Here is a 26,864-nt window from a genome sequence, read left to right as displayed (position 1 = left end):
GGCCTTGGCCCAGGCCCTGGGGTTTTCCCGGGACCGGGCCCGCTTTTTCCTGAAGGGAGTCATCAACAAGTTTGGCCTCGGGGAGGAAGGGTTAGTCCATCTGGCCCGGCATCAGGTGAAGGTAATGGGGCTTAAGGACCACCTGGAGTCTCTGCCCGGGGTGCAGGTTCAACCGGGCCTGGACGTGCCTGGGAAGCAGGATCTGCAAGCGGATGGATCCCTGGAACACGCCCCGGTAGGCGAGGCCTTCGGGATGAAGGCTTACCAGCACGCCCTCTAGGATGTTTTCCGGGGGTGGGGGCCGGTCCTGGCGCACCACGATGACCTCCTCGGCCCGGATGCCCACCCAGGCGGTATCCCCGGGCTGGGCCCAGGGGGGGAGGGAAAGGCGGAGATGAACCCCGTTGACCTCCACGCCCCCAGGTTCTATGCAGGCCGGGAATAGGTTTTCGTAGCCCAGCAGCCTGGCCACCAGAAGCTGGCTTGGGGCGGAGTGCACTTCCTCGGGAGGGCCTTCTTGCAGGATGGTTCCCGACCCCATCACCACAAGCCAGTCGGCCATGCGGGCCAGGATGGGGTCGTGGCTCACCGCCAGGGTGGGGATTCCTTCCCGACGGATGAGTTCCACCAGCTCCCCCAGAACCTGGTCCTTGGTGAGGGGATCCAGGGCGCTGGTGGGTTCATCCAGGAGCAAAAGCTCCGGACCCCTGGCCAGGGCCCGGGCCATGGCGACCCGCTGTTTCTGGCCGCCGGAAAGCTGGTTCGGGCGCTTGTGGACGTGCTCCTCGAGGCCAACCCGCTCCAGGAGGGCCAGGGCCCTAGCCTTGCGGTTTCCTCCCGCCAGGGGAAAGGCCACGTTCTCCCAAGCGGTCATGTGGGGGAAGAGGGCCAGGTCCTGGGGCAGGTAACCCACGGGCCGCCTTTCTGGGGGTAGGCCCGCATAGGGCCTGCCTTCCGCCGGCACCAGGCCGGCAAGGGCCTTGAGGAGCGTGGTCTTGCCCACCCCGCTTTCCCCCAGGAGCACCGTGAAGTCCTGGATGCGGAAGCGGACCTCGAGGGCTAAAGGTTTCCTTATGCGGTAGTGGACTTCCATGCCCGCCCCTTAGCTTCCAATAGCCGTACCAGCACCAGGAGGGCCAGGCTCAGACCCAGGAGGACCAAGGAGGCCCGGGCCGCTTCCTCAAAGCGCAGGGCCTGCACCAGGTCGTAGATGTAGATGCTCACCATCTGGGTTTTCCCGGGGATGGAACCACCCACCATGAGCACCACCCCGAACTCCCCCAAGGTGTGGGCAAAGGCCAGAAGCGTGCCGGATAGCAGCCCGGGCCACACGAGAGGGAACACCACCTTGCTCCAGACCTTCCACCAGGGGCTTCCCAAGGTGCGGGCTACGTCCAGAAGATTGCGGTCCAAGGCCAAAAAAGCCTCCCGGTAGGCGGTGAGGGCAAAGGGCAGGCTGAAAAGGACGCTGGCGAAGACCAGGCCTTCAAAGCGGAAGGCCCAGGAGAGGCCGGTGATTCGGACCCAGGGTCCCTCGGGGCCCAGAAAGAGTAGGACATAAAAGCCCAGCACCGTGGGGGGCAGGACCAGGGGTAGGAGGAAGATGGCCTCCAGGATGGATTTGCCTGGGAAGCGGCGAAAGGCCAGAAGCCAGGCCAGGGGAACGCCCACGAGGAGGAGGAGGAAGGAGGCGAGAAGGGCCACCTCTAAGGAAAGGCGAAGGGCAATCCAGAAGGAGGGGTCCATGCTACTCCCCGGGTAGGAGGAAACCGTATCGCTGGAAGATACGCCGGGCCTCAGGGCTTCCCACGAAGGTGTAGAAGGCCATCACCTCGGGCCGCTTCCTCCCTTTCAGGATCACGTAGTTCTGCTCCAAGGCGAGGTGGCTTCCCAAGGGGGCGAGCCAGTACACCCCGGGGCGGGAAAGGCTTTCGTGCACCGCCAGGGAGAGGGCCAGGATGCCGGCCTGGGTGGCGCTTAGGGCCAGCTGGGCGGTGTGGGAGATGTTCTCCCCGTACACGAACTCAAAGCGGGGCTTGCCCTGGCGGAGGGGCGTGGCATCCCAGTAGGCCTCCACCCCCTGGGAGAGGCGTTCCCAGGGAATCTCCTCCCAGGAGAGGTTGGGAAAGGGTTTCTTCAAGCCGGGAAGCGGGGCATCGGCCCGGCGCCTTAGAAGGCCGTAATGTTCCAGGAGGGTGACGGCGGCCCGGCCGTAAGGAGCATGCACCGGGTTGGCGATGGCCAGCCGGGTGATCCTGGGGTCCTTGAGGGCCTCGGGGCTAGGCTCAAGGCCTAACTTCCGGTCCAGCCAGATGACCATGCGCCCGATGGCGTAGGGCCTGCGGGTTCCGGCCTCCGCCAGGCCTTTTTTTTCCAGGAGCTCGGGGTAGAGCCTTTCCGCGGAGAAGTAGAGGTCCGCCTCGAGGCCCTGGGTGAGCTGGGTGTAGAACTTTCCCGAGGAACCGAGGCTTAGAAAGACCCGTGTCCCCGGGTTCCTGGCCTCAAAGGCTTGGGCTACTTCTTTCAAGGCATACTGCAGGTCGGCGGCCGCCACCACCTGGACCGTCCTCTGTGCCCAAGCCGGGGCAAAAGCCAGCACCGAGGACAGGAACAGCACCTTTTTGTTCACCCTTACCTCCTTTGCAACCGCGGCAGGCGGCGGGGTTGCCCCCACCACCCCGGGGCCATAAGCCCGGCCCGGAAGGCCCATGGGGTCTATCCGGGCTCGGAGGCTAAGGGGATGCTAGCCCGCGGGCTCATCCCGTGTCAACCAGAGCCCGGGGTTGCATAAGTTTGCAAGGGTGCAGTATCCTGTAGGCCTCATGGTGGGAGACGCCCTCACCCGGCCCAAGGATCTTTTGGACTTCTCGGCCTACGGTCGCCAGGAGATCGAGGCGCTTTTGGCCTTGGCGGAGAGGCTGAAAAGGGAGCGCTACCGCGGGGAGGACCTTAAGGGAAAGGTCCTGGCCCTTCTCTTTGAGAAGCCCTCCTTGCGCACCCGCACTACCCTCGAGGTGGCCATGCTTCACCTGGGAGGGCACGCCGTCTACCTGGACCAGAAACAGGTGGGCATCGGCGAGCGTGAGCCTGTGAGGGACATAGCCAAGAACCTGGAGCGCTTCGTGGAGGGGATCGCCGCCCGCGTATACCGGCACGAGACCGTGGAGGAACTCGCCCGCCACGCCCGCATCCCGGTGATCAATGCCCTTTCCGACTGGGCCCATCCCTTGCAGGCTCTGGCGGACCTCCTCACCTTGAAGGAGGCCTTCGGGGGATGGGAGGGCCTCGAGGTGGCCTGGGTGGGGGATGGCAACAACGTGCTGAACTCCCTTCTTGAGGTGGCTCCCCTGGTGGGCCTTGGGATCAGGGTGGCCACGCCAAGGGGGTACGAACCGGATCCTGGCCTTTTGCAGAAAGCGGGGGCCTTCTTTACCCATGATCCCAAGGAAGCCGCCTTGGGAGCCCATGCCCTTTACACCGATGTCTGGACCAGCATGGGCCAGGAAGCGGAGCGGGAAAGGCGGCTTAGGGACTTCAATGGATTCCAGGTAAACGGGGAGCTTTTGCAACTGCTACGGCCCCAGGGCGTTTTTCTCCACTGCCTTCCGGCCCACTATGGTGAGGAAACCACCGAGGAGGCAGTGCACGGGCCGCGGAGCCGGGTCTTTGATCAGGCGGAAAACCGTCTTCACACCGCTAAGGCCGTCCTCCTGTGCCTGCTAAGCTAGGGGTATGGTCCGGCCCTACCGCTTCTCCCTCGAGGAGTTTCTACGGCTTCCCCTGCCCGAGCGGGGTGTGGAGCTTTTGAGGGGGGAGATCTACCAGATGGCACCCATAGGTCCTCGGCATGCGTACATGGTCAACCGGCTCAACCGGCTCCTGGTGCAGACATTCCCCCAAGCTTTGGTACAGCCCCAGGGTCCTTTGGCTTTGGGTGAGGATACCTATGTAGAGCCCGACCTGCTTCTGCTTCGGCCTAAGGACTATGGAGGAGCCTTGCCTGAGCCGGGGGATGTGTTGCTTTTGGTGGAGGTGGCTGAGGCCACTTTGGCCTATGACCTGGAGAAGAAGCTACCTCTTTATGCGGAGGCGGGGATCCTCGAGGTCTGGGTGGTGGACTTGAACGCCTCTCGCCTCTTGGTCTTCCGGGGTCCTGCGGGCGACCACTACCGGGAGCAGCTTTGGCTTTCCCCTGGGGAAAAACTGGCTCCCTTGGCCTTCCCTGACATTCCTTTGGAGGTGCCGTGGTAAGGGTGGGGATCATCGGGGCCTCGGGGTATGGGGGAGGGGAGCTGATTCGCCTGCTTAAGGCCCACCCCGGGGTGGAGCTGGTAGGGTTTAGCAGCCGCAAACACGAGGGGAAACCCCTTTCCTCCGCCTGGCCCCAGCTATGGGATAAAGGGCTTTTTGCCACCCTGGAGGAAGTACTGGAGCAGGCGGATGTGGTCTTTTTGGCCTTGCCCAACGGGCTTGCCATGGAGCTTGCTCCAAGGGCCTTGAAGGAGGGCAAACGGGTCATAGACCTCTCCGGGGACTACCGGCTTCCTCCGGAGGTTTACGAATCCTGGTACGGGATCCCCCACAAGAGCTCAGGGCTTTACCGGGAGGCAGTCTATGGCCTTCCCGAGCTGCATCGGAAGGAGCTTGGGGGGGCGCGCCTGGTGGCCAACCCCGGGTGTTACGTGACGGCCACCACCTTGGCCTTGGCCCCTCTGGCGGCGGAAGGTGTCCTGCGGGGGGCCTTTGTGGTGGGTTTAAGCGGGGTCTCCGGGGCGGGCAGGGAGGGGGAGGGTACCTTTTTTGCCGAGGTGAACGAGAACCTTAAGCCCTACAAGGTGGGGGGTGTCCATCGCCATATACCGGAGATGGAAAGGAACCTGGGCCGCCTTTTGGCCCAGGGGCACCCGGTGCGCACCCATGGGCCCCTGGGAGAGGTGCGCCTTTCCTTCGTCCCCCACCTGGTACCCATGACCCGGGGCATCTTGGTCACGGTGGAGGCGGAGGTGGAAGGGAACTGGAGCCAGAAGGCCCTGGACGAGCTTTACCAGGACTTCTACGCCCAGGAACCTTTTGTGCGGGTCACCGAGGCCTTGCCGGAAACCAAGGGCACCTATGCTTCCAACCGGGTGGATGTGAAGCCTCTTTTTGAAGCGAGAACGGGGCGTGTTATGGTGTTTGCCGCCTTGGACAACCTGGTGAAGGGGATGGCGGGGCAGGCGGTGCAGAACCTGAACCTGATGCTGGATCTGCCTGAGGAGACCGCACTTCCCAAGGAGGGTCTATGGCCGTAAGGCTTCCCCGGGGTTTTCGCGCCGGGGCTACCCGGGCGGGCATCAAGCCTTCCGGCAAGCCTGATCTGGCCTTGTTGGTTTCCGGCCTTCCCGCTTCCTGGGCCTATGTGGCCACGCAGAACCGGGCTGCCGCACCTTCCATTCACCGGGGTAGGGCTCTTTATGCCCAAGGAGGTGCGTTGCGGGCGGTGGTGGTCAACGCCGGCAACGCCAACTGCGCCACCGGGGAACGGGGCTTTGCGGACGACCGGCGTATGGCCGAAGCGGCCGCCTTGCGCCTGGGGCTTCCTGCGGCGGAGGTCTTGACCGCCTCCACCGGGGTCATCGGCGTACCCCTTCCTTTGGAGAAGGTGGAGGCGGGCCTGCCCCAGATTGAGCTGACCTCTTACGCCGATGCCTTTGCCGAGGCCATCCTCACCACTGACCTGGTGACCAAGGTGAGCGAGGCCGAGGTGGAGGGGGCCAGGATTGTGGGCATCGCCAAGGGAAGCGGCATGATCCATCCCAACATGGCCACCATGCTGGCCTTTATAGTGACCGATGCGGCGATTCCCCAAGGCATCTTGCGGGAAGCCTGGCGGAATGTTGTTGACCGCACCTTCAACCAGGTTACCGTGGACGGGGACACCTCCACCAACGACCTGGCCTTGGTGATGGCCAACGGAGCCTTTGGGGAGGTGCCTATGAAGGCTTTCTTTTCCGCCCTGGAGGGGGTGGCCCAGGACCTGGCCAGGAGGATCGCCCGGGATGGGGAAGGGGCCACCAAGCTCATGACCGTGCGGGTGGTGGGGGCAGGCACGGAGGAGGAAGCCAGGCGGGCGGCAAGGACCATAGCGGGAAGCGCCCTTTGGAAGGCAGCCCTCTACGGGAACGACCCCAACTGGGGCCGCATCCTGGCCGCCCTCGGAAACTCGGGGGCCCGGTTTGATCCCCTTCGGGTGCGCATCGCCCTACAGGGGATCCCCCTCTACGAGGGCGGGGCCCTCCCCTTTGACCGGGAAAGGGCTAGCCAGGCCATGCGGGTGGAAGAGGTGGAGGTCTTTGTGGACCTGGGAGAGGGTCAGGGGGAAGGGGTGGCTTGGGGGTGCGACCTGACGGAGGGGTACGTTAAGATAAACGCTTTATATACTACTTGACATTCGTCGGTTGTTTTCCTAACCTTAAAGAGGAGGTGTTTACGATGAAAAAAGTTCTTTGGGGCTTATTGGGAATCGCTGCTTTATCTTTTGGCTTTGGTCAGTCCCCAGGCGTTGGTTTCTATTCGGGTTATCCCACATATATCGGCCTCCAATACCAGAGCGCCAATCTCCGCCTAGGGGCTGGGTTTGGCTTTCGGGGCGTTGCGGGAGATGCTGCTTTCATCCTGGCTAAGGCTCCATTGCCTAGCTCTTCGGGCCTTGGGATGAGTTGGTACTACGGACTGGGTTTAGGGGCGAGCGTTTACATGGACGCATCCGGTTTTGGCGTTCACCCCCACGCTCTTGCAGGGGTAGAGGTCCAGCTTCCTGATCCAGCCATTAATCTCTACTTTGAAGGTCAGCTTGGCGCCAGTGTGCTTCCTTCTTCTGCTTTTTCCCCGTATTTTGCTGGGCGTGTGGGTGTGATTCTGCGTTGAAGTGCGCTTGCCCTTTAGGATAGAGGAGATGCGCGTGCATCCCCTCTATTTTCTTATTGTTTTTGCCCTTGCCTCCTGCACCAGGCCCGACACCGCCCCCCCTGAGGTGGGGCTTACCGAGCCCTTGGGCGGAGCGGTGGCCCCGGGGAGGGAGGTTAGGGTGCAGGGCTATGCCTTCGATCCCTCGGGGGTGGTAAGCGTCCGGGCGAACGGACAAGAGGTCCTTTCCTCTGGGGAGGTGGGTAAGCGGCTGGCTCAGTTTCGCTTCCGCCTGCAGGCCCCGGCCTCCGGGAAGGTGGAGCTTCTCCTGGAAGCGGAGGATGCCCGGGGAAACCGGGGGGAAAAGCGGGTCCCCCTGGTGCTGGATGCGGCGCCTCCCCGCATCGTGGTGGAGCGGGTGGAGCGGGAGGGGAGCTTGTACCGGGTTTATGGAAGGGTGGAGGACAACGTCCAGGTGGACCGGGTGGTGGTGCGGGTAGGCGGTCGTTTTAATCCCCTTTCCCTTCCCAAGGAGGCCACGGTGGCCTTTTCCGCGGAGGTGCCGGCCGGGGCTGTGCTGCTTGCGGTGGACGCCGCTGGAAACCGCACCAGCCGGCGCATTCCCTAGGGGCAGGGTGTGGTACACTCCTGGGGGCTATGAGGCCTAACGGCGATACCTTGGCGGACTTGGCCCGGGCGTTGAGGGGAACTTCCCTCGAGGCCAGCCAGGTTCCCAGGTTCCGCGAGATCGTCAGGCTTCTCCACCGGCTTCCCCCAGGGCGGGAGCGGGATGGACTTTTGGCCGTGGCCTACCTTAGGCTGTACCAGCTATTGGGCCAGGAGGAGGATTTCCTCAGGGGTTATAGCTATGCGCGCACGGCGAAGCTGGAGCCCGTTCGGCTTCTGGGTGAGCGGCTAGGGGAGGGAAAGCGGTGAAGGAGCTTTTGGGTTTCCTGGCGGTTTGGAGCATCGTGCTTTCCGGGTTGGCCCTGGTGACGGGGGTCGTCCTGATCAAGAAGGGGAACAGGGTGGCCCACCATCGGGCCATGTTGACGGCCACTTCCTTGGCCCTCCTTTTCCTGGTGTTCTATCTTGCCAGGTGGGCCCTTTACGGCACCACCGCCTACGGGGGGCCGGAGGCCTGGCGGGGGGCTTACTACCTCCTCCTCATCACCCACACCCTTTTGGCCGCCATCAACGGCCCCTTGGCCCTTTACGTGATCTGGAGGGCTTTTAGGGGGGAGTTCATCCTGCACAAGCGTTGGGCCAGGGTGTTGGTGCCCATTTGGCTGTATGTGGCTGTATCGGGTTGGGTTATTTACCTGGTGCTGAAGCGCTACGGGGTGGAGACAGGCACTATCGCTTTCTAGCAGGCTCCACCACGATCTTTCCTTCCTGGACCCGGGCGATCTCGGGGCTCTGGGTGTCCTGTTCCTCTGGTGCCTGGGCCAAGTGGGCGCCGATGCGCACCTGCTTGGCGGCCAGCTCCAGGGCGAAGATGAAGCGCTCCTCGTCCCCACCAGCGCCGGCATGGGCGAGGCCGCGCAGCTTGCCCACCACGATGACATCCCCTCCCGCCACCACCTCGGCCCCGGGGTTCACGTCGCCCAGAACCACCACGGTGCCGGGGTGCTCCACCCGTTCGCCGGAACGCAGGGTCTTGCTGAGGACCAGGGTGCCTGCGGGAAGGCGGTTTCTGGGAGGGATCAGGGTAAGGGGCCGGCCTAGCTCCAGGAGGGCTTCCAGCACCTTTCCGGATACAGGCCCGGCCACCTCCACCTCGAGGGGAAGGTCTTCGGGCAGCTTGAGGTTCTGGATTTCTTCCGGGGTTTCCCCCCCATCCAGGCGCAGGGCTAAGGCTTTGGGGGTGGCGCGGAGGCGCATGACGCTATTCTACCTGGCCTGAGCTTCCTCCACCTGCCAGTAGGCGGCCATGACCTTGCGCACCGCAGGAAGGGCCACGCGGCTTCCCTCTCCCCCGTTTTCAAAGAAGGCCACCACCACCAGGGGAGGGTAGGGGGAGCCAGGTTCAGCGGGGCCGTAACCCATGTACCAGGCGTGCTCGAGGCCCGCCCGCTTGCCTGGGGTTTCTGCGGTGCCCGTTTTGCCGCCGGTGGGCACGGGAAAGTTCCCGAGGATATGGCGGGCGGTACCCTCCTTCACGGTCTTTCGTAGGCCCTCTTGAAGGATTGTCCAGAAACGTCCGGGAATCGGTTCAAGACGGGGTTTCACCTCCCTTGGGCCGAGGCGTTTGACCAGGTGGAGGGTGGGTTTCTCTCCGCTGTTGACGATGGTGGAGAGCATCCGGGCCACCTGGGCTGGGGTGGTGAGGAGGGGGCCCTGCCCGATGGCCAGGGAAAGGGTTTCCCCCGGGTACCAGGGCTCTTTGAAGGTCTCCCGCTTCCATACCCGGGTGGGGAGAAGCCCCGTTCGCTCGGCGATTTCCAGCCCGGTAGCTTCCCCTAGGCCCAGAAGGCGGGCCCTCGCCGCCAGGCGGTCCACCACCCCCAGGGGGTCCTGGGCCACCGCCTGGTAGTACCAGGTGTTGCAGCTCCAGGCGATGGCCTCCTTGACCGTCATGGGGCCCATATCCCGGGTGGCCCAGTTGCGGCGCACCTGGCCTCCAAAGACGATGTAGGGGCTGCACCGGAAGGTGGTGGAGGGGCTCACGTACCCCTCTTCCAGAAGGGTGTAGCTGGTGGCCAGCTTGAAGGTGGATCCTGGAGTGTAGGGTTGCACCGCCCGGTTCAGAAGGGGAAGGTCCTTGTCCTTAAGAAGGGTCTGGACCTCCTGGGGTACGGGCCGCTTGGCGAAAAGGCTCGGATCGAAGGATGGGGCGCTGGCCATGGCCAGAACCTCTCCCGTTTTGGGATTCAGGGCCACGATGGCTCCCTTGACCCGGGTGGCGGGGGGAAGACCCTTGGACCTCCGCCCGGCGTTGATGTCGGCCAGGGCTTCCTCCAGGGCCTTTTCCGCTGCTCGCTGGAGGTCCAGGTCCAGGGTGAGGACCACATCCTGCCCCGGGGTGGGTTCCTCCAGGATGGTTTCCCTGAGGCGCTCGCCCCGGACGTTGACCTCCACCGCCTTCACCCCGCGCTTGCCCCGGAGGTAGGCCTCGAGGGCAGCCTCGAGGCCTGCCTGGCCCACTTGCTCGTCGGGGCTATATCCCCGCTTCACCTGCTCGGCATTGGCCTGAAGCACATACCCCAGGACGGGGCCCGAGATGGGGTTAGGGTAGGAGCGCTCGATGCGCTCCACCAGCTTGAGGTTCTTCTGCCCAGCGGCGATCTCCGCCAGGGTGGGCAGGAGGTGTTCGGGTACCCCTGCCTTGAGGACCGTGGGGCCTTGGACCTTGGGGAGTTCCTTCAAGCCCAGGAGGGGGAGGAGCCTTTCCTTGAAGGCCACCTCGCCTCCCTCGTACACCAGGTCCACCACCAGCCGGTCCTGGGCGATCACCCGCCCCTTGCGGTCTAGGATGCGGCCCCTGGGGGCAGGAATGCCCTCGGTCTTCAGGTAGTTGCCCTGGCTCCTCAGAGCGTATTTCTCGTGTTCCAATACTTGAAGCTGCCAGGCCCTGAGGGCCAGGAGGCCGAAGGCCAAGAGAAAGAAGAACATGAGGGCGTAAAGCCGGCTGGTCATGGTCGTCGGGGGGAGGGCAGAAGGCGCCAGGCCAAGAGGGCGAAGGGAAGGGTGAAAAGCCCCTCGAGGAGGAGGTCCAAAAGGCTTAGGGGAGGAAGCTCGAGGCGGAGCCAGTAGGCCACCAAGAAGTACCCTCCCCACTTGGCCAGGAAGGCCCAAAGGTAGGCGAAGAGGACCCCGGGGGCCTCACCGGGGGCCAGGCGGCGGCTTGCCGCATAGAAGGCGTAGCTAGCGCTCAGGAGCCCCACCGCATGGAGGCCCAAAAGCCCGTAGCCCAAGAGGTCCTGCACAAGCCCAAGGAAAAAGGCCCAAGGGAGGCCCAGGTAATAGGGAAGGCTACGGGCATAAAGGAGGGCCAGGATCAGGAAGAGGTCCGGGGCCATCAACCCCTGGGGCCAGAGGGCTCCTAGGAATCCGGAGAGCACAAGGGTGAAAAGGAGAAGAATCCCTATCATAAGGGCCTCAGCACGATAACCTCCTCCAGTAGGGAAAGCTCCACCAGAGGCTTGACCCAGGCCCGTAGCTTTAAACCGCCTTGGACGCGCTCGAGGCGTTCCACCCGGCCCACGGGGATCCCGTCCGGGAAAAGGCCCAAGGGAGCTCCGGTGAGCAGGAGGTCTCCCGGAGCCACCTGGACCGTGGGGGGAAACTCCGCCACCAGGTGGTCAGGGGGAACCCCCCGGGCCACTCCCCGCCCCGGGGCCTTTTCCGGCCGCACGCCCACCTGGCTTTCCGGGTCCAGGAGAGTGCGCACCAGGGCCCGGCGTTCCTCCACCTCCACGATGAGCCCCACCAGCCCTTCCGGGGCGGTCACCGGCATGCCCACCCGGAGGCCATCCCGCTCCCCTAGGCCCAGGATCAGGCGGCGGTAAAGGCCGGAGAGGTCCTCCCCCACCACCGGGGCCACCGCCACCACCCCGGGGGCCTGCGAGGCCTGCACCTTGAGAGCCCGGGAAAGGCGTTCCACCTCGAGGCGAAGCCTTCGATTCTCGCTTTCCAGCTGGGCGAGCTGGGCCTTCAGGGAGCGGTTTTCCCCGTAGAGGTCCTGGCGGTTCAGCAGAATGGCGGAGGCAGCCCTCAAGTTCTGCCCTAGGCGGTGGCCCAGGGCGGGCAGGGGAGCGGTGAGGGGGGAAAGGGTGAGGGAAAGGCGGGGGGCAAGGGGGCGCGTTAGGGCCGCCATCGCCAGGCCCAAGGCCAGGAGGAGGAGGAAGATCCCCCGTCGCAAGGCCACTTCCCTCACGGCCTGAACCCCCTTTCCCAGAGGAGGGCGAAGACCCGGGCCACGGGCAGGCCCACCACCGTGTAGAAATCCCCCTCGATTCCCTCCAGGAGGGCCATTCCCAGGCCTTGGGCCCCGTAGCCCCCTGCCTTGTCCAGGCCTTCGCCGCTCTGCACGTACCAGGCGATTTCTTCTTCGGAAAGGTTGCGGAAGCGGACCCGGGTGGTGTGCACCTCCACCACCAAATCCTGAGGGGTGCGCAGGTAGATGGCGGTGTGGACCAGGTGGGTTCTCCCGGAGAGGAGGCGGAGGAAGAGGTGGTTTTCCACCCCATCCCTGGGTTTACCGAGGACCTGGCCGTCCAGGTCCACCACGGTATCCGCCGCCAGCACCCACTCCCCCGGCACCTCCTCCCCTTTGCGCCGGGCCAGGGCTAGGGCCAGCTCCCTGGGGTCTTGGGGAAGGTCTTCCCCAGCTTCCTCCACCCTTGGGGGCACCACCTTAAGGGGGAAGCCCAGGGCCTCGCTGCTTCGCGTAGCGAACAATGCCTCGAGGAGAGCCCTGCGCCTGGGGCTTCCCGAGGCCAGGGTCAGCACTAAAGGGGTTGCCCTTCCCGCCATAAGCTTAGGATCTCCTCCCGGTAGCGTTCCGCCAGGGCGGGGCTTTGCAGGATCAGAAGGTTCTCGTTGTTCACTTGCCAGGCCCTGGCGGTGAAATTGTAGCTTCCCGTGATCACAAAGGTACCGTCGATCACCATCACCTTGTGGTGGAGGGTGTAGGGGTTGCCGTCCTTCCGTACCGCCACGCCGGCCCGCAGGAGGTCCTCTTCCCGGCTATCCCCAAGGTTGCGGGTTTCCAACAGGACCTGCACCCCCACCCCTCTCTTCTGGGCCTGGACCAGGGATTCCACCACCCCCCGGTCCGTGAGCACGAAGGCCGCCACCAGGATTTCTTTCCTGGCAGCCCTGAGCCTTTCCAGAAGAGCCTCCCGGCCCAGCGCACCCCCTTTGGGGCTGAAGTAGGCGGTGCCCTCGGCCGGTATGCCCTTTTCCGGGGAAAGGTGGAAGGCAACTGGTTTTCCTAGGCCTTCCTTGGTGCCCTCGAAGAGGGCGGTGAACTCCCCGGCATAGCCTTGGGCCAGGGTGAAAGAAGGCAGGAGGAGGCTGTTTTCGTTGTTCCGGGCGAAGGCATTCCAGGTCATGTTGGCGCTTCCCGTCCAGACCGCCTGCCTGTCCACCACCAAGAACTTGTGGTGCATGAAGCCTCCCTGTTCGTCAAAGCACACAGGGATCCCCACGATCTCCTCGCAGTCCAGGGACAAAGGCCGGATGCGCTCCCGTAGGGCCGCCTGGGGTATGCGGGGGGTTTCCCCTTGCTGGCCCAAGGCCCCACCCACCAGGTAGCGGCGGAAGTCGTTTCGGTAATCGCTTTCCCCGTAGAGCCTTACCCTCACCCCCCGCTCCTTGGCCCTGAGCAAGGCCTTGGCGATCTCCAGGTCGCGAAACTCGTAGAAGGCCCCATCCAGGCTTTCCTTGGCTCCGTCCATGAGGGCGATGAGCCGGGCCTTGGCCGCCTCCCCTTCCCGGGGCATGAAGTAGACCTCCACGCCCCCTGCTTCCGCCTGTGGGGGAGGTGGGGGGAGGCCTGGACGGAGCTCCTGGAAAAGCCAAAGGAGGAGGATGACCAGGAGTATTAAATACCCAGGAACCCCGGCCAGGGTGGGCCTTTTCCGCCGTCTTTTAGTACCCATCCCCATCTTCCCCCTTCACCAGGGCCACCCCACTGGAGGTACCCAGCCGGGTGGCCCCCGCCTCGAGGAGCTTGATGGCGGTTTCCCGGTTGCGGATGCCGCCTGCGGCCTTGACCTGGGCCCGGCCCCGGGCCACCCTTACCAGGAGCTCCACGTCCTCCAGGCTGGCCCCCCGGGGTCCAAAGCCGGTGGAGGTTTTCAGGAAGTCGGCCCCGCCCTGGATGGCCGCCTCGGCCAGGTTTTCAAGATAGCCCCTACGGGGCTGACCCTGGGCTTCAGGGGTGAAGTAGCCTGTTTCCAGGATCACCTTGAGCACCGCCTTGGGTGCTGCCTGGCGCACGGTGCGGACTTCTTCCTCGATATAGGCGTAATCCCCAGCCGAGGCCCGGCCCAGGTGGATCACCATATCCACCTCATCGGCTCCCTGGGCGAGGGCCAAGGCTGCCTCGAGGGCCTTGACTTCCTTGGCCTGGTAGCCCAGGGGAAAGCCCACCACGGTTACCAGGCGAAAGGGAGCATGGGGGTAACGCTCCCGCACCAGGGGGACATAGGATGGAGGGATGCAGAGGCCGAAAAACCCGTGTTCCAGGGCTTCCTCCGCCACCTTCAGGATTTCCTCCGGGGTGGCGGTGGGTTTTAAGAGGGTGTGGTCAATGTGGGCGGCCAGGTCCATACCCTGCCATCATACGCAAGGGATGTGATAGGATGAAAAGAGGCCCCTTGGTGGGGCTTTTTTTGAGGTCGAGATGCTGGCTGTGGGAATCGTCGGTCTACCCAACGTGGGCAAGTCCACCCTCTTTAACGCCCTAACCCGGGCACAGGCTTTGGCGGCCAACTACCCCTTCGCCACCATCGACAAGAACGTGGGCGTGGTATCCCTGGAGGACGAAAGGCTTTACGCCTTGCAGGAGGTATTTGCCAAGGGGGATCGCAAGCCTCCGGTTGTCCCCACTCATGTGGAGTTTGTGGACATCGCGGGCCTGGTCAAGGGAGCCCACAAGGGGGAAGGCCTGGGCAACCAGTTTCTGGCCCACATCCGCGAGGTGGCGGCCATCGCCCACGTGCTCCGGTGCTTTCCCGATCCCGATGTGGTGCACGTGATGGGCCGGGTGGATCCCCTGGAGGATGCGGAGGTGGTGGAAACCGAGCTTCTCCTGGCCGATCTCGCCACCTGGGAAAGGCGGCTTGAGCGGTTTAGGAAGGAGGCCCGGGCCAACCGGGACCTGGCCCCCACCCTCGAGGTGGCGGAGGCCCTTTACACCCACCTGCAAGGGGGAAAGCCCGCCCGCACCTTCCTCTTAAACGGAGAGCAGGGAGAGGATGCCGAGCTTCGCCGCCTGCTTAAGGAAACCCCCCTCCTCACCGCCAAGCCGGTGATCTACGTGGCCAACGTGGGTGAGGAGGACCTACCCGAGGGGGAGGGCAACCCCCATGTGCAGGCGGTGCGGGAAAGGGCCAAGGCCGAGGGGGCCGAGGTGGTGGTGGTTTCCGCCCGGCTGGAGGCGGAGCTGGCCGAGCTTTCCCCAGAGGAGGCACGGGAGCTTCTCGCCGCCTACGGCTTAAGGGAAAGTGGCCTCCAGCGCCTGGCCCAGGCGGGGTATAGGGCCCTTGGCCTCATCACCTTCTTTACCGCCGGGGAGAAGGAGGTGCGGGCTTGGACGGTGCGCCGGGGAACCAAGGCCCCGGAGGCGGCGGGGGAGATCCACTCCGACATGGAGAAGGGCTTCATCCGGGCTGAGGTCATTCCCTGGGACAAGCTGGTGGAGGCTTCTGGATGGGCCAAGGCCAAGGAAAGGGGTTGGGTGCGCCTCGAGGGCAAGGAGTACGAGGTCCAGGATGGGGATGTCCTCTACGTTCTCTTCAACGTGTGATCCCATCCGGACTTGGGTCAAGGCGAACTTCAAAAGGGGATTTGACGGGAGGTCCTCTTTGCCCTACAATCTGGGTGGCTTTGCCCCTTAGGGCAGGCACCTTGTGCGCTGGGGCGTCGTCTAATGGCAGGACAGCGGACTTTGGATCCGCCGGTCGTGGTTCGAGTCCACGCGCCCCAGCCAGATTTTTTCACATCCTTTTCGCAACCCTTAGAGAAAAGAGGGGGTGTGGGGGAGCTATAATCCCCCGGTTTTTAAACCGGGGATACATGGACTCCCCCACGTCCACCACAGGTGGACACGGATTTGGTACTGTGTAGAAGAAGCCAGCCATGCGCAAAGCCTTCAAATACCGCCTGTACCCCACCCAGCCCCAACAGCGGGACTTGAACAAGACGCTGATACTGTGCCGCCAGTTGTACAACGCGGCCTTGCAGGAGCGTAGGGATACTTACAAGAAGGCCGGGAGGACTGTCGGCTTCTACGAACAGAAGAGGTATCTGCCCGAGATACGGGCCGAGCTGCCGGAGTACAAGCACATTCATTCCCAGGTCTTGCAGAACGTCATCGAACGGGTGGACCTGGCGTTCAAGGGCTTCTTCCGTAGGGTCAAGGCGGGACAGAAAGCGGGATACCCCCGCTTCAAGGGGAAGGGGCGCTACGACTCCTTTACCTTCCCCCAGGCCTACGTAACCGGGGTTAAGCTCCAGGAGGGCGGGAAGCGGGTGCTCCTCTACGGGATTGGCTCCGTCAAGGTCAAGCTCCACCGCCCTTTGGAAGGGAAGATCAAGACGGCGACGGTTAAGCGGGAAGGCGAGCATTGGTACATTATCTTCATCACCGAGGTGGACCCCAAGCCTTTGCCTCCAAGCGAGGAGGCCATCGGCATAGACCTGGGCACCAACCCCCACTTCCTCGTTACCTCGGAAGGGGAGATGGTCGAGGCCCCTCGGTACTTCCAGAAGGCGCAGGCTAAACTCGCCACCGCCCAGCGCAGCCTTGCCCGGAAAAAGCGGGGCAGTAACCGCCGCCGTCAGGCCAGAAGGCGGGTAGCCAGACTGCACCGCAAGATCGCCAACCAGCGCAGGGACTTCCACCACAAGGTGGCCAGAAAGCTGGTAAACCGCTATGGAACCATCGTCCACGAAGACCTGAACGTTCAAGCCCTTTCCCGCTCCCATATAGCCAAGGGCGTACAGGATGCGGGCTGGGCCCAGTTTCTCGCAATCCTCGCCTACAAAGCGGCGGAAGCTGGTAGGCGAGTCATCAAGGTAGACCCCAAGTACACCAGCCAGGACTGCCCGGTGTGCGGCCATAGGGAGAAGAAGCCTCTCTGGGTGCGGGCGTACACCTGTCCCCAGTGTGGGGCGCTTCTCCACCGGGATGTGGCCGCCGCTCAAAACATCCTGGCAAAGGCCTGGACGGGGCCTTCGGGGGAGACCCCGCGTGCTTTCCCGCAGGGAAACACCCCGAGAAGCCCCGGACTTTAGTCCGGGGAGTCGTCACATAAACTGGCCCCGTGGCGTCGGATTATCCGGGCCTTCTCCTATTAAGCCGCAACGAGGCCCTACGGGCCTACGTGGACCTGGTTCTCTCGGAGCGGGATGTGCCCGTACGCCACTTTAACCTGGCCCGGGAAGGCCTCTTTTGGCTGTTGGACCACACGCCCAGGTATGTGCTTTTGGACCAGGATCTGGACGTGGATCCCTTTGCCGTGGCCGCGCGCATCCGGCATGTGCGCCGGCTTAAGGAGGTGCCCTTGGCGGTGCTCATAGAGCCCACCGAAAAGCTTAGGACTACCGCCGAGGTGGTGCGAGTGATGGCCATAGAAAAACCCCTCACCCGGGACAAGCTATTCCGCTTTTTGGGTTTGGGGTAGGCCCATGTAAACTGAGGGCCGTGCGGGTGCTCCGCTTCCTCCTCCTGTCCCTGGCCGGACTTCTTGCGGGCGCAGGCCTGGCCCTGGGGTATCTGGCGTACGCCTACACCCGCCAGCTTCCCGACCTCTCCCAGTTTGATCGGCTGCACCTCACCGCCACCTCCACCCTCTACGCCCGGGACGGCACCCCCTTGGCCCAGATCGCCAGCGTGGAGGAGGGAAGGGCCATCCACCGGAGCCTGGTGCGGCTTTCTGAGGTTTCCCCGGCGGCGGTGGCGGCGGTGGTTTTTTCGGAGGACCGCCGGTATTTCCAGCACTATGGAGTGGATTTCGTGCGCCTTCTAGGGGCTCTCTACGCCATCCTTCGGGGAGATCTTCAGGGGGGGAGCACCATCACTACCCAGGTGATCAAAAACACCCTCCTCAAGGAGCTGGCCCAGGCCCGTTCCCTGGAGCGCAAGTTCAAGGAGTGGGCCCTGGCCCTCGAGCTGGAGAGGCGCTACACCAAGGAGGAGATCCTGGAGATGTACCTGAACGTGGTGCCCTGGGGAGGCAACGCCGTGGGCATCAAGGGGGCGGCGGAAGCCTATTTCGGTAAGGACCCTGCTGCCTTGACCCTGGCAGAAGGCCTCTATTTGGCCTCCTTGATCCCGGCTCCCAACGCCCGCTACCAGGACCTGAAGGGGGTGCGGGAGCGGATGCGCCTGCTTCTGGACCAGATGGTGGCCGAGGGCTGGGTGAGCCCGGAGGTGGCCGAGGCTGCCTGGCGGGAGCCCCTTGCCCCCAAGGGGTGGGAGGTGCGCTACGACGGGGAGGGAAACCTCCTGGAGGCCAGGCTGGTGGATCCTGAGGCCCGCATCCTCAGGCAGCTGGACTACCGGATGGCCCCCCATTTCGTCCTCGAGGTGCGCCGCTTCCTCGAGGCCCGCTTCGGGAAGGAAAAGGTCTACGGCGAGGGGGGGCTTAAGGTGTACACCACCTTGGACCCAGCCATGCAACGGGCGGCGGAGGCCGCGGCCAAGGGAGCCAGGCTGCCGGAGGGGGCGGAGCTGGCCATCGTGGGCCTGGATCCCGAAACGGGGGAGGTGCTGGCCCTGGTGGGGGGGGTAAGGCGGGAGGGGGATGAGTACAACCGGGCCACCCGGGCCCTGCGCAACCCCGGGAGTGCGGTGAAACCCTTTGTCTACGCCACCGCCTTGGAGGAGGGTTGGACCCAGGCCACCTTGGTTCCCGATCGCCCCCTGGAGTTTCCCGATCCCAGCCAGAAGGGAGGGGTATGGCGGCCCAAGAACTTCTCCGGCACCTTTCTTAACCGGGAGATCACCGTGCGCTATGCCTTGGACCTCTCCCTCAACCTGCCCGCCATCTACACCGCCCAGGCCATAGGGGTGGAGAAGGTGGCGAGAAAACTGTCCCAGGCGGGTTTTGCGGTGAAGTATCCCACCCTGGCCATCGCCATCGGGGGAGCCTCCATCACCCCGGTGGACCTGGCGGCGGCCTATGCCGCCTTTGCCAACGGGGGTTACCGGGTTACTCCCATCTACGTGAAGCGGGTGGAGGATGCCCAAGGGCAGGTGCTTTACCAGGCTCTTCCGGAACGGCAGCGCCTCTTTGATCCCCAGGTGGCCTACCAGGGGTGGGACCTCCTGAAGGGATATGTCTACGACCTGGGGGAAAAGGGTCTGGCCAAAGGGGCCCGCATCCCCGGGCGGGTGGTGGGGGGAAAGACCGGCACCACCAACGAGGCCCGGGACCTGTGGTTTGCCGGGGTGACTCGAGGGCTTTCCGCAGTGGTCTGGGTGGGCCGGGATGACAACAAGCCCTTGCGCATGGGAGGGAGGGAGCCTTCCAGCTCCGTGGTCAACCCCCCCATCTGGCGGGAGTTCGTGGCGGGGGCCCTGAGGGGAAGGCCTGGAGGGGATTTCCCCCCGCCTGCAGGCCTGGTGCAGGTGGGGATGGATCTCCTCTCAGGCCAGCCTTCCCAGGAAGGGGTAAAGGTCTGGTTCCCCCAGGGGAAGGTACCCGTGCTTCCCCTGCAGGCTTCGCCCTCGGAGGGAACGGGGCTTCTTCAGGAAGCCCCCCCGGCTGGGGTGGCGCCTACGGACTACCCTCCGGGTTCTAACGAGGAGGCTTCCCCTACTCCCCCACCTGGGCAGTGAGGACCTCGAGGAGGAGGCTGTGCTGGAACGCGTGCGCATCGTCTTGGTGGAACCCCAGGAGCCCATGAACGTGGGGGCGGTGGCCCGGGCTATGCGGAACTTTGGCCTTTCGCGGCTTTACCTGGTGAATCCCTCGCCCCGGGTGGGCCCTCCGTGGGCCCGGGAGGCCTACTGGCTGGCGGTGCATGCCGAGGAGGTGCTGGACCGGGCGGTGGCGGTGGGAAGCCTTGGGGAGGCCCTCCAGGGGGTGAGCTTCGTGGTGGCCACCACGGGAAGGCCCCGGGAACTCTACCCGGCCCCGGTGGTGACGGCCCGGGAGGTGCCGGCCCACGTGCTTTCCATAAGGGGAGAGGTTGCCCTGGTCTTTGGCCGGGAAACCTTTGGGCTCACCAACGAGGAGCTGGACCTGGCCCACCTCATCGGGACCATCCCCACCGCTCCTGAGCAGCCTTCCTTGAACCTGGCCCAGGCGGTGGTGGTCTTTGCCTACGAGCTTTACCAGGCCTGGTTGCAGCAGGGCAGTACGGTATCCCAGGGGGAACTGGCGGATGTGGCGGCCCTCGAGGGATTCTTCGCCGATTTGGGGCGGTATGTGCTGGAGATCGGGTTCACCGACGAACACCGCCACCCTTACGCCATGCGCCGCCTGCGGCGCATCTTCCACAAGGCCCAGCTTTCCCCTGGGGAGGTGCAGCTTCTCAGGGGGCTTCTGCATCAAAGCCGGTATGCGGTAGCCTCCGCCCTGAAAAAGAAGGGTACGAAGGGGAAGGATGGTTAGCCACAGCCTTTACCGATTGGTGCGCCTGGCCCAGCGGCTTTTGCCGCCCCTGATCGCCTCGGTGGTGGTGGTCTTTGAGCTGGCCCTTCTGCCCTACCGGCACGTGGATAGCCTTCTCTGGCTACGGCTTGGCTTTTACGGCCTGGTGGGGCCTCTGGTCACCTATGCGGTGCTGGAGTGGATCGCCCAGGAAACCCTGGAGAAGGTGCGGGCGGGAAGGGCTTTGGAGGAGGCTAACCGCCGCCTTTTGGCGGCAGGGCGGGTGTTCCGCGAGGCCTTGGAGAGCGAGAACCTGGAGGAGGCGGTCTCCCGCATCGCCCGGGCTTTGGGGGAGACCCTGGGGTACCCTGTGGCCCTCGAGGCCGAGGGGGTCCATGCCGGGGAGGAATGCGGGGGGATGCGGGTGGAGCTTCCGGGTTTGAAAGGGTACCTGGAAGCCTGCCCTCCGGAGCCGGAAAGGGTCTTTCTAGAAGTGCTGGCCCACGAGGTGGCCGGGGCCCTGCAATCCGTGGTGGCCCGAAGCCGGGACCGCCTTACCCTCTTTGAGGTGGACCAGGCCCTTAAGGCGGAGGCCAACCTGGACCGCCTCCTGGAAGGGCTTCTGGAGCGGATCCAGGCCTGGGCGGAGGCGGAGGGGGGTGGGGTTCTCCTGATGGACGAGGAGGGGTTTTTGGTACCCCGGGTGGTGCGGAACCTGGCCCTGCCCTCCCATCCCTTCCTGCCGGATGGCGTTTGGAAGGGGAGCCTCGAGGGGCCGGTGTTCGTGGATGAGGAAACCCTGGCCCTGCCCCTAAAGGCCAGGGAGACGGTGGGGGTGCTGGTCCTTAAGGGCAAGGGCCTTTCCCGGCGGATTCCTTTCCTCTCCTTCCTGGCCTCCCAGGTGGCCTTGGCGGTGCGCAACGCCCAGGCGTACCTCAGGGCGGAGGAGCTGGCCATCAACGAGGAGCGCACCCGCATCGCCCGGGAGATCCACGACGGCATTGCCCAGAGCCTGGCCTTCATGGCCTTGAAGCTGGATCTGGCGGAGAGGCTTCTTGCCAAGGACCAGGAGGCGGCCCTGAAGGCCTTGGCCGAGGTGAAGGAGACCCTGAGGGCGCAGATCCGGGAGGTGCGCCGGAGCATCTTCGCCCTGAGGCCCATCGACCTGGAGCGCTACGGCTTCCTGGAATCCGTGCGCCGCTACGCCCAGGCCTTTGCCGAGCAGGCGGGCTTTCGGGTGCAGCTTGCCTTGCCGGAGGGAGTGGGGCTTTCCCAGGCCAGCGAGCTGGTCCTCTTCCGGGTTCTGCAGGAGGCCCTCACCAATGCCGCCAAGCACGGCAAGCCCAGCCGGGTGGAGGTGGAACTCCTCTCCTTGGGGGAGCGGGGGGCGCGGCTGGTGGTGCGGGACAACGGGAAGGGGTTCCAAAACGCCGAGGCCCAGGGCTTAGGTGGGTTTGGCCTCACGCAGATGCGGGAGCGGGTGGAGGCCCGGGGTGGGCGCTTCCAGGTGCGTTCGGAGCCGGGAAAGGGTACGGAGGTGGTGGCGGAGGTTCCTTACTGAGGACCTGCGTATCATGGGAGGCATGGACCGTCCCGTACGGGTGCTTTTTGTCTGCTTGGGGAATATCTGCCGAAGCCCCATGGCGGAAGGAGCGTTCCGCAAACTCATCCGGGAGCGGGGCCTCGAGGCCCGGTTTGAGGTGGATTCCGCCGGCACGGGGGCTTGGCACGCCGGGGAGCCCATGGATCCCCGGGCCCGCAAGGTGCTGGAGCGGGAAGGGGCCTACTTTCCCCATGTGGCCCGGCAGATGACCCGGGAGGATGCCCTCCACTACGACCACATCCTGGTGATGGACCGGGAGAACCTGGTGGAGGTACAAAGGCGTTTCCCCGAGGCCAGGGAGAAGGTCCACCCCCTCCTGGACTACCTGGGCGGGGGGGAGGTGCCGGACCCGTACTACGGGGACCTGGAGGACTGCCAAGAGGTCTACTGGATGGTGGAAGCGGCTGCCAGGGCTTTCCTGAACCGCCTTTTGGGGGAGGATGGACCCCAGGAAACTTCTTGAACGGGCGGGGCTTGAGGCCAAGGGTGTGCCTCAGTCCCTCTACGGTGGGGATATTTCCCGGGTATACCGCCTGGGGGCCTATGTGGTGAAGCTTGCGCCGAACCCACCTTTAGGCCTCTTCCCCGCGGAAGCCCGGGAGCTTAAGGCCCTGGCCGAGCGGGGGGTGCGGGTGCCCCGGGTATTCTTTGCCTCGGAAGAGGGATTGATCCTGGAATATCTGCCGGAAGGACCACCCGATTGGGAGGGCCTGGCCCGCATGTTGGCGGGGCTACACCGCCAGCGCGAAGCGGTTTACCGGGCCGAGGCGGGGTTTTTGGGCACCTTTCCCCTGCCGGGCGGGGAGGGGAGGGAGTGGACGGAGTTCTTCTTTTCGCGGCGCATAGAGCCTCTCTTGCAGGCCACTTGGGACCGCCTCGAGGGCCTTGGTCCCAGGGTGGAAGCCCTCTTTCAGAGGCCCCTGCCCGCCGAGGGGCCTGCACCCCTGCACGGGGATCTTTGGCACGGCAACCTTCGGTTTACCCCGGAGGGACCTGCCCTCTTGGATCCTTCCTTTTTCGTGGGGGAGCGGGGGGTGGACCTGGCCATGATGCGCCTATTCGGAGGGTTTCCCAAAGTTTTCTGGCAGGCTTACCAGGCACTATACCCCATTCCGGAGGAGGTGGAGGAGGCCCTGCCCCAGTACCAGGTCTACTACCTCCTGGCCCACGTGCACTTCTTCGGCAAGGGCTACCTCGGTTCCCTATGGAAGGCGATTTCCGCCTCTTAGGTCCCATTGACTGGCTGCAACTCCTCGCCCAGGGGGGGAAGACCGGGGTTTTTGCCGTGGAGGCAGGGGGTGGAAGGGGGGAGGTTTACCTGGAGCAGGGCCGGCCCGTCCATGCGGTGTTCGGGGAGAAGGTGGGGCAGGAGGCCTTGCTGGAGGTGCTGGCGTTGAAGGAGGGGCGCTTTCGCTTCTTGCTTGCCGTGCGCCCTCCCTTGAGTTCCCTGGAAGGCCCCCTCGAGGCCTCCCTCTTGCAAGCGATCCGCCTCCTGGACGAGCGGGTGGAGGTGGGTCCCTTTGACCTGGTGCGGCCGGGGTCCCGGGCCCAGGCGGTCCAAAGCACCCTGGACCCCGTGGAGCTTTCCCTCCTCCTGGCCCTGGGCAGTGGCCAAAGCCCCCTGGACCTGGCCTCCCGCCTGGCCCTGTCCCTGGGGGAGGTCCTGAGGCGCCTGGGCCACCTGGCCCGGCTGCGCCTGGTGGAGGTATTCCCCCGGGTGCCGCGCACGGCCCGGCTTCGGGTGGCCCTGGGGCGGCAGGGGGCGCAGGTGGATGCCTTGCTGCTTTCCTCTTGGCGGGAGCATTACGGCCCCTTTCAGCGGGTAAGGGCGAAGGCCCAGAAAGAAGTACTCCTTCTTGTGGAAGGTGCGGAGGGCTTAGGGGTGGAGATCCGCCTTGCGCCGGAGCTGCTTCTCTTCCACGGGCTTCAGGTGGGGGAGGAGGTCTTGGTGTGGCCGGAAGTGTGAAGCATGGTATCCTTCCCCCATGGCGGAAGCGTTGGTGGCCCTGGAGTCCGCTCTCCTAACCCATGGGTTGCCCTACCCCCTGAACCTGCGCACCGCTAAAGCCCTGGAGGAGGCGGTACGGGCCGAAGGGGCCATCCCCAAGACCATCGCCCTGGTGCGGGGAGAGGTGCGCCTTGGCCTTTCCCCGGAAGAGATGGAGGTCTTGGCCCAGGGGGGTGCGGAGAAGGCGAGCCTCTGGAACCTTCCTGCCCTCTTGGTCCAGAAGAAAAGCGCCGGGACCACGGTGGCGGCCACGGTCCACCTGGCCCACCGCCACGGGATAGCGGTCTTCGCCACCGGGGGGATCGGGGGAGTGCATCCCGAGCCCTTTGACGAGAGCGCTGATCTCTGGGCTCTTGCCCGCACCCCCATCCTGGTGGTTTCCTCCGGGCCCAAGGCCATCTTGGACCTGAGGGCCACCCTGGAGCGCCTGGAAACCCTGGGGGTTTCCGTGGTGGGCTACCGCACGGACCGCCTGCCCGCCTTCTTTTCCCCTTCTTCCCCCTTCCCCGTGCCCGCCCGGGTGGAAACTCCCCTCGAGGCTGCCTTGATCCTCCGCAAGTCCCGGGAGCTGGGCTTAGGGGCAGTCCTCCTGGTGAACCCGGTGTCCCAGGGCCTGCCCTACGAGGAGGTGGCCCTTTGGGTGGAGGAGGCCAACCACCAAGCGGCCAGGGAAGGGGTGTTTGGCAAGGCCCTCACCCCTTACCTCCTGAGGCGCCTTTCCGAGCTTTCCCAAGGGGAGACCGACCGGGTCAACGAGAGGCTTCTCCTGGAAAACGCCCGCCTGGCGGCCCGGGTGGCCCTGGCCTTTGCCGGGCTAGAATAGCCTTGTGTGCGAACTGGGGGAAAGGTTAAGGCGGGCCCGGGAGGAGAAGGGGCTTTCCCTTAAGGAGGCGGCGGCGCGGCTGGCCTTGAAGGCCAAGGTGCTGGAGGCCCTCGAGGCCTGCCGTTTTGAGGAGCTTCCCGAGCCAGCCTTGACCCGGGGATACCTCCGGCGCTACGCCCTTCTCCTGGGGCTGGATCCCGAGCCCCTTCTGGCCCTTTATCCTTTGGCCCCCACCCTTCCGCCCCCACCCCCGCCAGCTTCCCGGCGCCCTTTCCCCTGGTTGCTTTTGCTGACCTTGGCCCTCTTGGGGGCCTTGGGGTACGGGGCCTACCTGGTCCTGCGTCCGGCACCCGTGCAGACGGTAAGCCTGCCCCCTGAGCCCCCGCCCAAGCCTCCGGAGCGCTACGGGCTTCGGGTGGTGAGCGAGCCCCCGGGAGCCCGGGTGTACCTGGATGGCTTCTACCTGGGTCAGACGCCCTTGGCCTCGCCACCCCTGGAAGGAGGCAGGCGCCTTCTCAGGCTGGAGCTACCCGGGTACGAGCCGGTGGAGGAGGAGGTGAACCTGGACCGGAACCTCTCCTTAAGCTACCGCCTGGTTCCCAGGCCTTCCCCTGCGCCCACCTCTTCCAATCCCCAAGTGGAGGTTTCCCCGGGGAAGCTGGTGCTTCGCCTCGAGGGCCGGAGCTGGCTCAGGGTCACCCAGGGGGAGAAGAGCCTGTACGAGGGCATCCCCGAGGTGGGTGCGGAGCTTAGCTTTGACCTTCCGGTGGAGGTGCGCTCGGGGAATCCCGGGGCGGTGCGGGTTTTCCTGGATGGCAAGGACCTTGGGCCCTTGGGGGAGCCGGGGAAGCCCCTTACCCGCCGCTTTGAGGCGCCTTGATGCGGAAGCTTGGAAGGGGGCTATACTGGTTCGTTGGAGCCCCGAGGATGGCCCTTTGGGCTGATGGGGCTCCTGGAGGTCTATGGCGAAGATCGGCTTTGTGAGCCTGGGCTGCCCCAAGGCCCTGGTGGACTCGGAACAGATCCTTTCCCGGCTTAAGGCCCTCGGCTACGAAACCAGCGCCACCTACGAGGAGGCGGAGCTGGTGGTGGTGAACACCTGTGGCTTCATCACCCCGGCCATTGAGGAGAGCCTCGAGGCCATCGGGGAGGCCTTGCGGGAAAACGGCAAGGTGGTGGTGACGGGATGCCTGGGGGCCAGGCCCGAGGTGATCCGGGAAAGGTACCCCAATGTGCTGGAAGTCACCGGCCCGGGGGAGGTGGAGCGGGTTTTGCAGGCCGTGCAGGAGGTGCTTCCCGCACCTCGCAATCCTCTTTTGGACCTCATCCCGCCCCAGGTGAAGCTCACTCCCCGGCACTACGCTTACCTGAAGCTTTCCGAGGGATGCGACCACCGCTGTAGCTTCTGCATCATCCCCAAGCTGAGGGGAGGTTTGCGCTCCCGCGACGCCGGGGAGGTCCTGGCGGAGGCCGCCCGGCTGGTGGCCACGGGCACCCGGGAACTTCTCCTCATCGCCCAGGATCTCTCCGCCTACGGGGTGGACCTCCGCCACCGGGAAAGCTTCTGGGGTGACCGCCTGGTAAAGGCGGAGCTTAAGGACCTTCTTTCCCACATGGCGGAGCTTGAAGCCTGGATACGGCTTCACTACGTCTACCCCTACCCCCACGTGCGGGAGCTTCTTCCCCTCATGGCCGAGGGCAAGGTGCTTCCCTATTTGGATGTGCCCCTCCAGCATGCTTCGGAGCGAATCCTCCGCCTCATGCGCCGTCCGGGGGGGTACCAAAGCCACCTGAAGACCCTAAAGGCCTGGCGGGAGGTGGTGCCGGAGCTCGCCATCCGCTCCAGCTTCATCGTGGGCTTCCCAGGGGAAACGGAGGAGGACTTCCAGATCCTCCTGGACTTTTTGCAGGAGGCGGAGCTGGACCGGGTGGGGGTCTTCACCTATTCCCCGGTGGAGGGAGCCGAGGCTAACGCCCTTTCGGGCCATGTCCCCGAGGAGGTCAAGGAGGAACGGAAGGCCAGGCTCATGGAGGTGCAGGCGGAAATCAGCCTGCGAAAGAACCAAAGCTTCGTGGGGAAGACCCTCGAGGTCCTGGTGGACGAGCTTCCGGAGCCCGGCTTGGCCGTGGGCCGGAGCTATCGGGATTCCCCGGGCATAGACGGGCTGGTCTACGTGGAAACCGACGGCACGGCCCGGGTGGGGGAGAGGATCCCGGTTCGGATAACCCGGGCGGATACCTACGACCTTTACGGGGTCCAGGTTTAGGATA

30 protein-coding genes, 1 tRNA gene and 1 riboswitch are annotated in these 26,864 nt (G+C 64.9%); of the genes, 21 read left to right on the top strand and 10 right to left on the bottom strand.

Translation table 11 applies throughout. The features are described from left to right. Positions 1-91: 91 nt before the first annotated feature. The 3 genes from MI302_RS07645 to modA all read right to left on the bottom strand — a co-directional run bounded on the left by MI302_RS07645 (position 92) and on the right by modA (position 2,629). A complete protein-coding gene (locus MI302_RS07645) occupies positions 92-1,093 on the bottom strand; it encodes an ABC transporter ATP-binding protein (RefSeq protein ID WP_239725376.1) in 1,002 nt (333 codons plus the stop codon). After that, on the bottom strand, positions 1,072-1,746 hold the full coding sequence (modB, locus tag MI302_RS07640; RefSeq protein WP_019551291.1) for a molybdate ABC transporter permease subunit: 675 nt from the start codon (positions 1,744-1,746) through the stop codon (positions 1,072-1,074). Before modB ends, MI302_RS07645 begins: the two co-directional genes overlap by 22 nt. Position 1,747: 1 nt before the next feature. Beyond that, the gene (gene modA / locus MI302_RS07635) at positions 1,748-2,629 is read right to left on the bottom strand and encodes a molybdate ABC transporter substrate-binding protein (protein ID WP_239725375.1); all 882 of its coding nucleotides are present in this window, start codon (positions 2,627-2,629) and stop codon (positions 1,748-1,750) included. Next, positions 2,620-2,743: riboswitch (molybdenum cofactor riboswitch) on the bottom strand. Its footprint overlaps the gene before it by 10 nt. A gap of 79 nt (positions 2,744-2,822) precedes the next feature. Here modA and argF point away from each other — a divergent pair. Genes argF through MI302_RS07595 form a run of 8 tightly spaced genes read left to right on the top strand, consistent with a single transcriptional unit; the run spans position 2,823 to position 8,255 of the window. Then, positions 2,823-3,728: an ornithine carbamoyltransferase gene (gene argF / locus MI302_RS07630; protein ID WP_239725374.1), complete on the top strand. Its 906-nt coding sequence runs from the start codon at positions 2,823-2,825 to the stop codon at positions 3,726-3,728. 4 nt (positions 3,729-3,732) lie between these two features. Beyond that, the gene (locus tag MI302_RS07625) at positions 3,733-4,251 is read left to right on the top strand and encodes a Uma2 family endonuclease (protein WP_239725373.1); all 519 of its coding nucleotides are present in this window, start codon (positions 3,733-3,735) and stop codon (positions 4,249-4,251) included. A 2-nt stretch (positions 4,252-4,253) separates the two neighbouring features. Continuing rightward, positions 4,254-5,291 (top strand): N-acetyl-gamma-glutamyl-phosphate reductase, encoded by a 1,038-nt coding sequence (gene argC / locus MI302_RS07620; protein WP_239726511.1) that lies wholly within the window; start codon positions 4,254-4,256, stop codon positions 5,289-5,291. Then, a complete protein-coding gene (gene argJ / locus MI302_RS07615; protein WP_239725372.1) occupies positions 5,282-6,427 on the top strand; it encodes a bifunctional glutamate N-acetyltransferase/amino-acid acetyltransferase ArgJ in 1,146 nt (381 codons plus the stop codon). The genes argC and argJ overlap by 10 nt, the downstream gene beginning before the upstream one ends. A 44-nt stretch (positions 6,428-6,471) precedes the next feature. After that, positions 6,472-6,906 carry a hypothetical protein gene (locus tag MI302_RS07610; protein ID WP_239725371.1) on the top strand — a complete coding sequence of 145 codons (435 nt, stop codon included), beginning with the start codon at positions 6,472-6,474 and terminating at the stop codon, positions 6,904-6,906. A 28-nt stretch (positions 6,907-6,934) separates the two neighbouring features. Continuing rightward, positions 6,935-7,513 carry a hypothetical protein gene (locus tag MI302_RS07605; protein ID WP_239725370.1) on the top strand — a complete coding sequence of 193 codons (579 nt, stop codon included), beginning with the start codon at positions 6,935-6,937 and terminating at the stop codon, positions 7,511-7,513. Positions 7,514-7,542: 29 nt separating this feature from the next. Then, positions 7,543-7,821 (top strand): hypothetical protein, encoded by a 279-nt coding sequence (locus tag MI302_RS07600; protein WP_015717414.1) that lies wholly within the window; start codon positions 7,543-7,545, stop codon positions 7,819-7,821. Beyond that, complete coding sequence (locus MI302_RS07595) at positions 7,818-8,255, top strand: DUF420 domain-containing protein (protein WP_239725369.1); 438 nt, start codon at positions 7,818-7,820, stop codon at positions 8,253-8,255. The genes MI302_RS07600 and MI302_RS07595 overlap by 4 nt, the downstream gene beginning before the upstream one ends. Here MI302_RS07595 and minC read toward each other — a convergent pair. The 7 genes from minC to deoC are packed head-to-tail and all read right to left on the bottom strand — an operon-like array spanning position 8,242 to position 14,166. Continuing rightward, complete coding sequence (gene minC, locus MI302_RS07590; protein WP_015717412.1) at positions 8,242-8,769, bottom strand: septum site-determining protein MinC; 528 nt, start codon at positions 8,767-8,769, stop codon at positions 8,242-8,244. The two genes, MI302_RS07595 and minC, sit on opposite strands and share 14 nt — an antisense overlap. 9 nt (positions 8,770-8,778) lie before the next feature. Then, complete coding sequence (locus tag MI302_RS07585; RefSeq protein ID WP_239725368.1) at positions 8,779-10,524, bottom strand: penicillin-binding transpeptidase domain-containing protein; 1,746 nt, start codon at positions 10,522-10,524, stop codon at positions 8,779-8,781. Next, positions 10,521-10,979, bottom strand: a complete 459-nt coding sequence (gene mreD, locus MI302_RS07580) for a rod shape-determining protein MreD (protein ID WP_239725367.1) — start codon at positions 10,977-10,979, stop codon at positions 10,521-10,523. Before mreD ends, MI302_RS07585 begins: the two co-directional genes overlap by 4 nt. After that, positions 10,976-11,764, bottom strand: a complete 789-nt coding sequence (gene mreC / locus MI302_RS07575; protein WP_239725366.1) for a rod shape-determining protein MreC — start codon at positions 11,762-11,764, stop codon at positions 10,976-10,978. The genes mreD and mreC overlap by 4 nt, the downstream gene beginning before the upstream one ends. Beyond that, positions 11,761-12,363, bottom strand: coding sequence for a nucleoside triphosphate pyrophosphatase (locus tag MI302_RS07570; protein WP_026329087.1), 603 nt, complete (start codon positions 12,361-12,363; stop codon positions 11,761-11,763). Before MI302_RS07570 ends, mreC begins: the two co-directional genes overlap by 4 nt. Continuing rightward, positions 12,339-13,493 carry a phospholipase D-like domain-containing protein gene (locus MI302_RS07565; protein WP_239725365.1) on the bottom strand — a complete coding sequence of 385 codons (1,155 nt, stop codon included), beginning with the start codon at positions 13,491-13,493 and terminating at the stop codon, positions 12,339-12,341. Before MI302_RS07565 ends, MI302_RS07570 begins: the two co-directional genes overlap by 25 nt. Next, positions 13,483-14,166, bottom strand: a complete 684-nt coding sequence (gene deoC / locus MI302_RS07560) for a deoxyribose-phosphate aldolase (RefSeq protein ID WP_019551303.1) — start codon at positions 14,164-14,166, stop codon at positions 13,483-13,485. The genes MI302_RS07565 and deoC overlap by 11 nt, the downstream gene beginning before the upstream one ends. A 73-nt stretch (positions 14,167-14,239) precedes the next feature. On the opposite strand from deoC, the gene ychF reads away from it, so the two are divergent. The 13 genes from ychF to rimO all read left to right on the top strand — a co-directional run bounded on the left by ychF (position 14,240) and on the right by rimO (position 26,860). Continuing rightward, on the top strand, positions 14,240-15,364 hold the full coding sequence (gene ychF, locus MI302_RS07555; protein ID WP_239725364.1) for a redox-regulated ATPase YchF: 1,125 nt from the start codon (positions 14,240-14,242) through the stop codon (positions 15,362-15,364). A 109-nt stretch (positions 15,365-15,473) separates the two neighbouring features. After that, positions 15,474-15,547, top strand: a tRNA-Gln gene (locus MI302_RS07550). Positions 15,548-15,696: 149 nt separating this feature from the next. Then, entirely contained in the window at positions 15,697-16,854 is a 1,158-nt protein-coding gene (locus tag MI302_RS07545) for a transposase (RefSeq protein WP_239725363.1), read from the top strand. A 29-nt stretch (positions 16,855-16,883) separates the two neighbouring features. Then, positions 16,884-17,243 carry a hypothetical protein gene (locus MI302_RS07540; protein ID WP_019551305.1) on the top strand — a complete coding sequence of 120 codons (360 nt, stop codon included), beginning with the start codon at positions 16,884-16,886 and terminating at the stop codon, positions 17,241-17,243. A gap of 20 nt (positions 17,244-17,263) precedes the next feature. Then, positions 17,264-19,402, top strand: a complete 2,139-nt coding sequence (locus MI302_RS07535) for a transglycosylase domain-containing protein (protein ID WP_239725362.1) — start codon at positions 17,264-17,266, stop codon at positions 19,400-19,402. A gap of 22 nt (positions 19,403-19,424) precedes the next feature. Beyond that, positions 19,425-20,180, top strand: a complete 756-nt coding sequence (locus MI302_RS07530) for an RNA methyltransferase (RefSeq protein ID WP_126204467.1) — start codon at positions 19,425-19,427, stop codon at positions 20,178-20,180. Then, complete coding sequence (locus MI302_RS07525; RefSeq protein ID WP_239725361.1) at positions 20,173-21,720, top strand: sensor histidine kinase; 1,548 nt, start codon at positions 20,173-20,175, stop codon at positions 21,718-21,720. Before MI302_RS07530 ends, MI302_RS07525 begins: the two co-directional genes overlap by 8 nt. A gap of 13 nt (positions 21,721-21,733) precedes the next feature. Continuing rightward, positions 21,734-22,225 (top strand): low molecular weight protein-tyrosine-phosphatase, encoded by a 492-nt coding sequence (locus MI302_RS07520; RefSeq protein WP_239725360.1) that lies wholly within the window; start codon positions 21,734-21,736, stop codon positions 22,223-22,225. Continuing rightward, positions 22,203-22,991: a fructosamine kinase family protein gene (locus MI302_RS07515; RefSeq protein WP_239725359.1), complete on the top strand. Its 789-nt coding sequence runs from the start codon at positions 22,203-22,205 to the stop codon at positions 22,989-22,991. The genes MI302_RS07520 and MI302_RS07515 overlap by 23 nt, the downstream gene beginning before the upstream one ends. Next, complete coding sequence (locus MI302_RS07510; protein WP_239725358.1) at positions 22,967-23,728, top strand: DUF4388 domain-containing protein; 762 nt, start codon at positions 22,967-22,969, stop codon at positions 23,726-23,728. Before MI302_RS07515 ends, MI302_RS07510 begins: the two co-directional genes overlap by 25 nt. 19 nt (positions 23,729-23,747) lie before the next feature. Further along, positions 23,748-24,593 (top strand): pseudouridine-5'-phosphate glycosidase, encoded by an 846-nt coding sequence (locus MI302_RS07505; RefSeq protein WP_126165432.1) that lies wholly within the window; start codon positions 23,748-23,750, stop codon positions 24,591-24,593. Between the two features lie 4 nt (positions 24,594-24,597). Continuing rightward, positions 24,598-25,473 carry a RodZ domain-containing protein gene (locus MI302_RS07500; RefSeq protein WP_239725357.1) on the top strand — a complete coding sequence of 292 codons (876 nt, stop codon included), beginning with the start codon at positions 24,598-24,600 and terminating at the stop codon, positions 25,471-25,473. Positions 25,474-25,555: 82 nt separating this feature from the next. Further along, complete coding sequence (gene rimO / locus MI302_RS07495) at positions 25,556-26,860, top strand: 30S ribosomal protein S12 methylthiotransferase RimO (RefSeq protein ID WP_239725356.1); 1,305 nt, start codon at positions 25,556-25,558, stop codon at positions 26,858-26,860. Positions 26,861-26,864 lie beyond the last annotated feature (4 nt).

It is taken from the genome of Thermus sp. NEB1569 (genome assembly GCF_022385295.1).
GTDB lineage: Bacteria > Deinococcota > Deinococci > Deinococcales > Thermaceae > Thermus > Thermus scotoductus.
Note: the sequence above shows the minus strand (reverse complement) of the source record. Positions and strands in the feature narration are given on the sequence as shown.

Excerpts from the sequence above, each read along its gene's own strand:
- mreD (WP_239725367.1), bottom strand. The coding sequence starts at position 10,979 with ATGATAGGGATTCTTCTCCTTTTCACCCTTGTGCTCTCCGGATTCCTA.
- MI302_RS07600 (WP_015717414.1), top strand. The coding sequence starts at position 7,543 with ATGAGGCCTAACGGCGATACCTTGGCGGACTTGGCCCGGGCGTTGAGG.
- MI302_RS07610 (WP_239725371.1), top strand. The coding sequence starts at position 6,472 with ATGAAAAAAGTTCTTTGGGGCTTATTGGGAATCGCTGCTTTATCTTTT.
- MI302_RS07515 (WP_239725359.1), top strand. The coding sequence starts at position 22,203 with ATGGACCCCAGGAAACTTCTTGAACGGGCGGGGCTTGAGGCCAAGGGT.
- ychF (WP_239725364.1), top strand. The coding sequence starts at position 14,240 with ATGCTGGCTGTGGGAATCGTCGGTCTACCCAACGTGGGCAAGTCCACC.
- MI302_RS07585 (WP_239725368.1), bottom strand. The coding sequence starts at position 10,524 with ATGACCAGCCGGCTTTACGCCCTCATGTTCTTCTTTCTCTTGGCCTTC.
- MI302_RS07625 (WP_239725373.1), top strand. The coding sequence starts at position 3,733 with ATGGTCCGGCCCTACCGCTTCTCCCTCGAGGAGTTTCTACGGCTTCCC.
- MI302_RS07565 (WP_239725365.1), bottom strand. The coding sequence starts at position 13,493 with ATGGGTACTAAAAGACGGCGGAAAAGGCCCACCCTGGCCGGGGTTCCT.
- MI302_RS07520 (WP_239725360.1), top strand. The coding sequence starts at position 21,734 with ATGGGAGGCATGGACCGTCCCGTACGGGTGCTTTTTGTCTGCTTGGGG.
- MI302_RS07510 (WP_239725358.1), top strand. The coding sequence starts at position 22,967 with ATGGAAGGCGATTTCCGCCTCTTAGGTCCCATTGACTGGCTGCAACTC.
- argF (WP_239725374.1), top strand. The coding sequence starts at position 2,823 with ATGGTGGGAGACGCCCTCACCCGGCCCAAGGATCTTTTGGACTTCTCG.
- deoC (WP_019551303.1), bottom strand. The coding sequence starts at position 14,166 with ATGGACCTGGCCGCCCACATTGACCACACCCTCTTAAAACCCACCGCC.
- MI302_RS07570 (WP_026329087.1), bottom strand. The coding sequence starts at position 12,363 with ATGGCGGGAAGGGCAACCCCTTTAGTGCTGACCCTGGCCTCGGGAAGC.
- minC (WP_015717412.1), bottom strand. The coding sequence starts at position 8,769 with ATGCGCCTCCGCGCCACCCCCAAAGCCTTAGCCCTGCGCCTGGATGGG.
- MI302_RS07545 (WP_239725363.1), top strand. The coding sequence starts at position 15,697 with ATGCGCAAAGCCTTCAAATACCGCCTGTACCCCACCCAGCCCCAACAG.
- rimO (WP_239725356.1), top strand. The coding sequence starts at position 25,556 with ATGGCGAAGATCGGCTTTGTGAGCCTGGGCTGCCCCAAGGCCCTGGTG.
- MI302_RS07645 (WP_239725376.1), bottom strand. The coding sequence starts at position 1,093 with ATGGAAGTCCACTACCGCATAAGGAAACCTTTAGCCCTCGAGGTCCGC.
- argJ (WP_239725372.1), top strand. The coding sequence starts at position 5,282 with ATGGCCGTAAGGCTTCCCCGGGGTTTTCGCGCCGGGGCTACCCGGGCG.
- modB (WP_019551291.1), bottom strand. The coding sequence starts at position 1,746 with ATGGACCCCTCCTTCTGGATTGCCCTTCGCCTTTCCTTAGAGGTGGCC.
- MI302_RS07525 (WP_239725361.1), top strand. The coding sequence starts at position 20,173 with ATGGTTAGCCACAGCCTTTACCGATTGGTGCGCCTGGCCCAGCGGCTT.
- MI302_RS07505 (WP_126165432.1), top strand. The coding sequence starts at position 23,748 with ATGGCGGAAGCGTTGGTGGCCCTGGAGTCCGCTCTCCTAACCCATGGG.
- MI302_RS07605 (WP_239725370.1), top strand. The coding sequence starts at position 6,935 with ATGCGCGTGCATCCCCTCTATTTTCTTATTGTTTTTGCCCTTGCCTCC.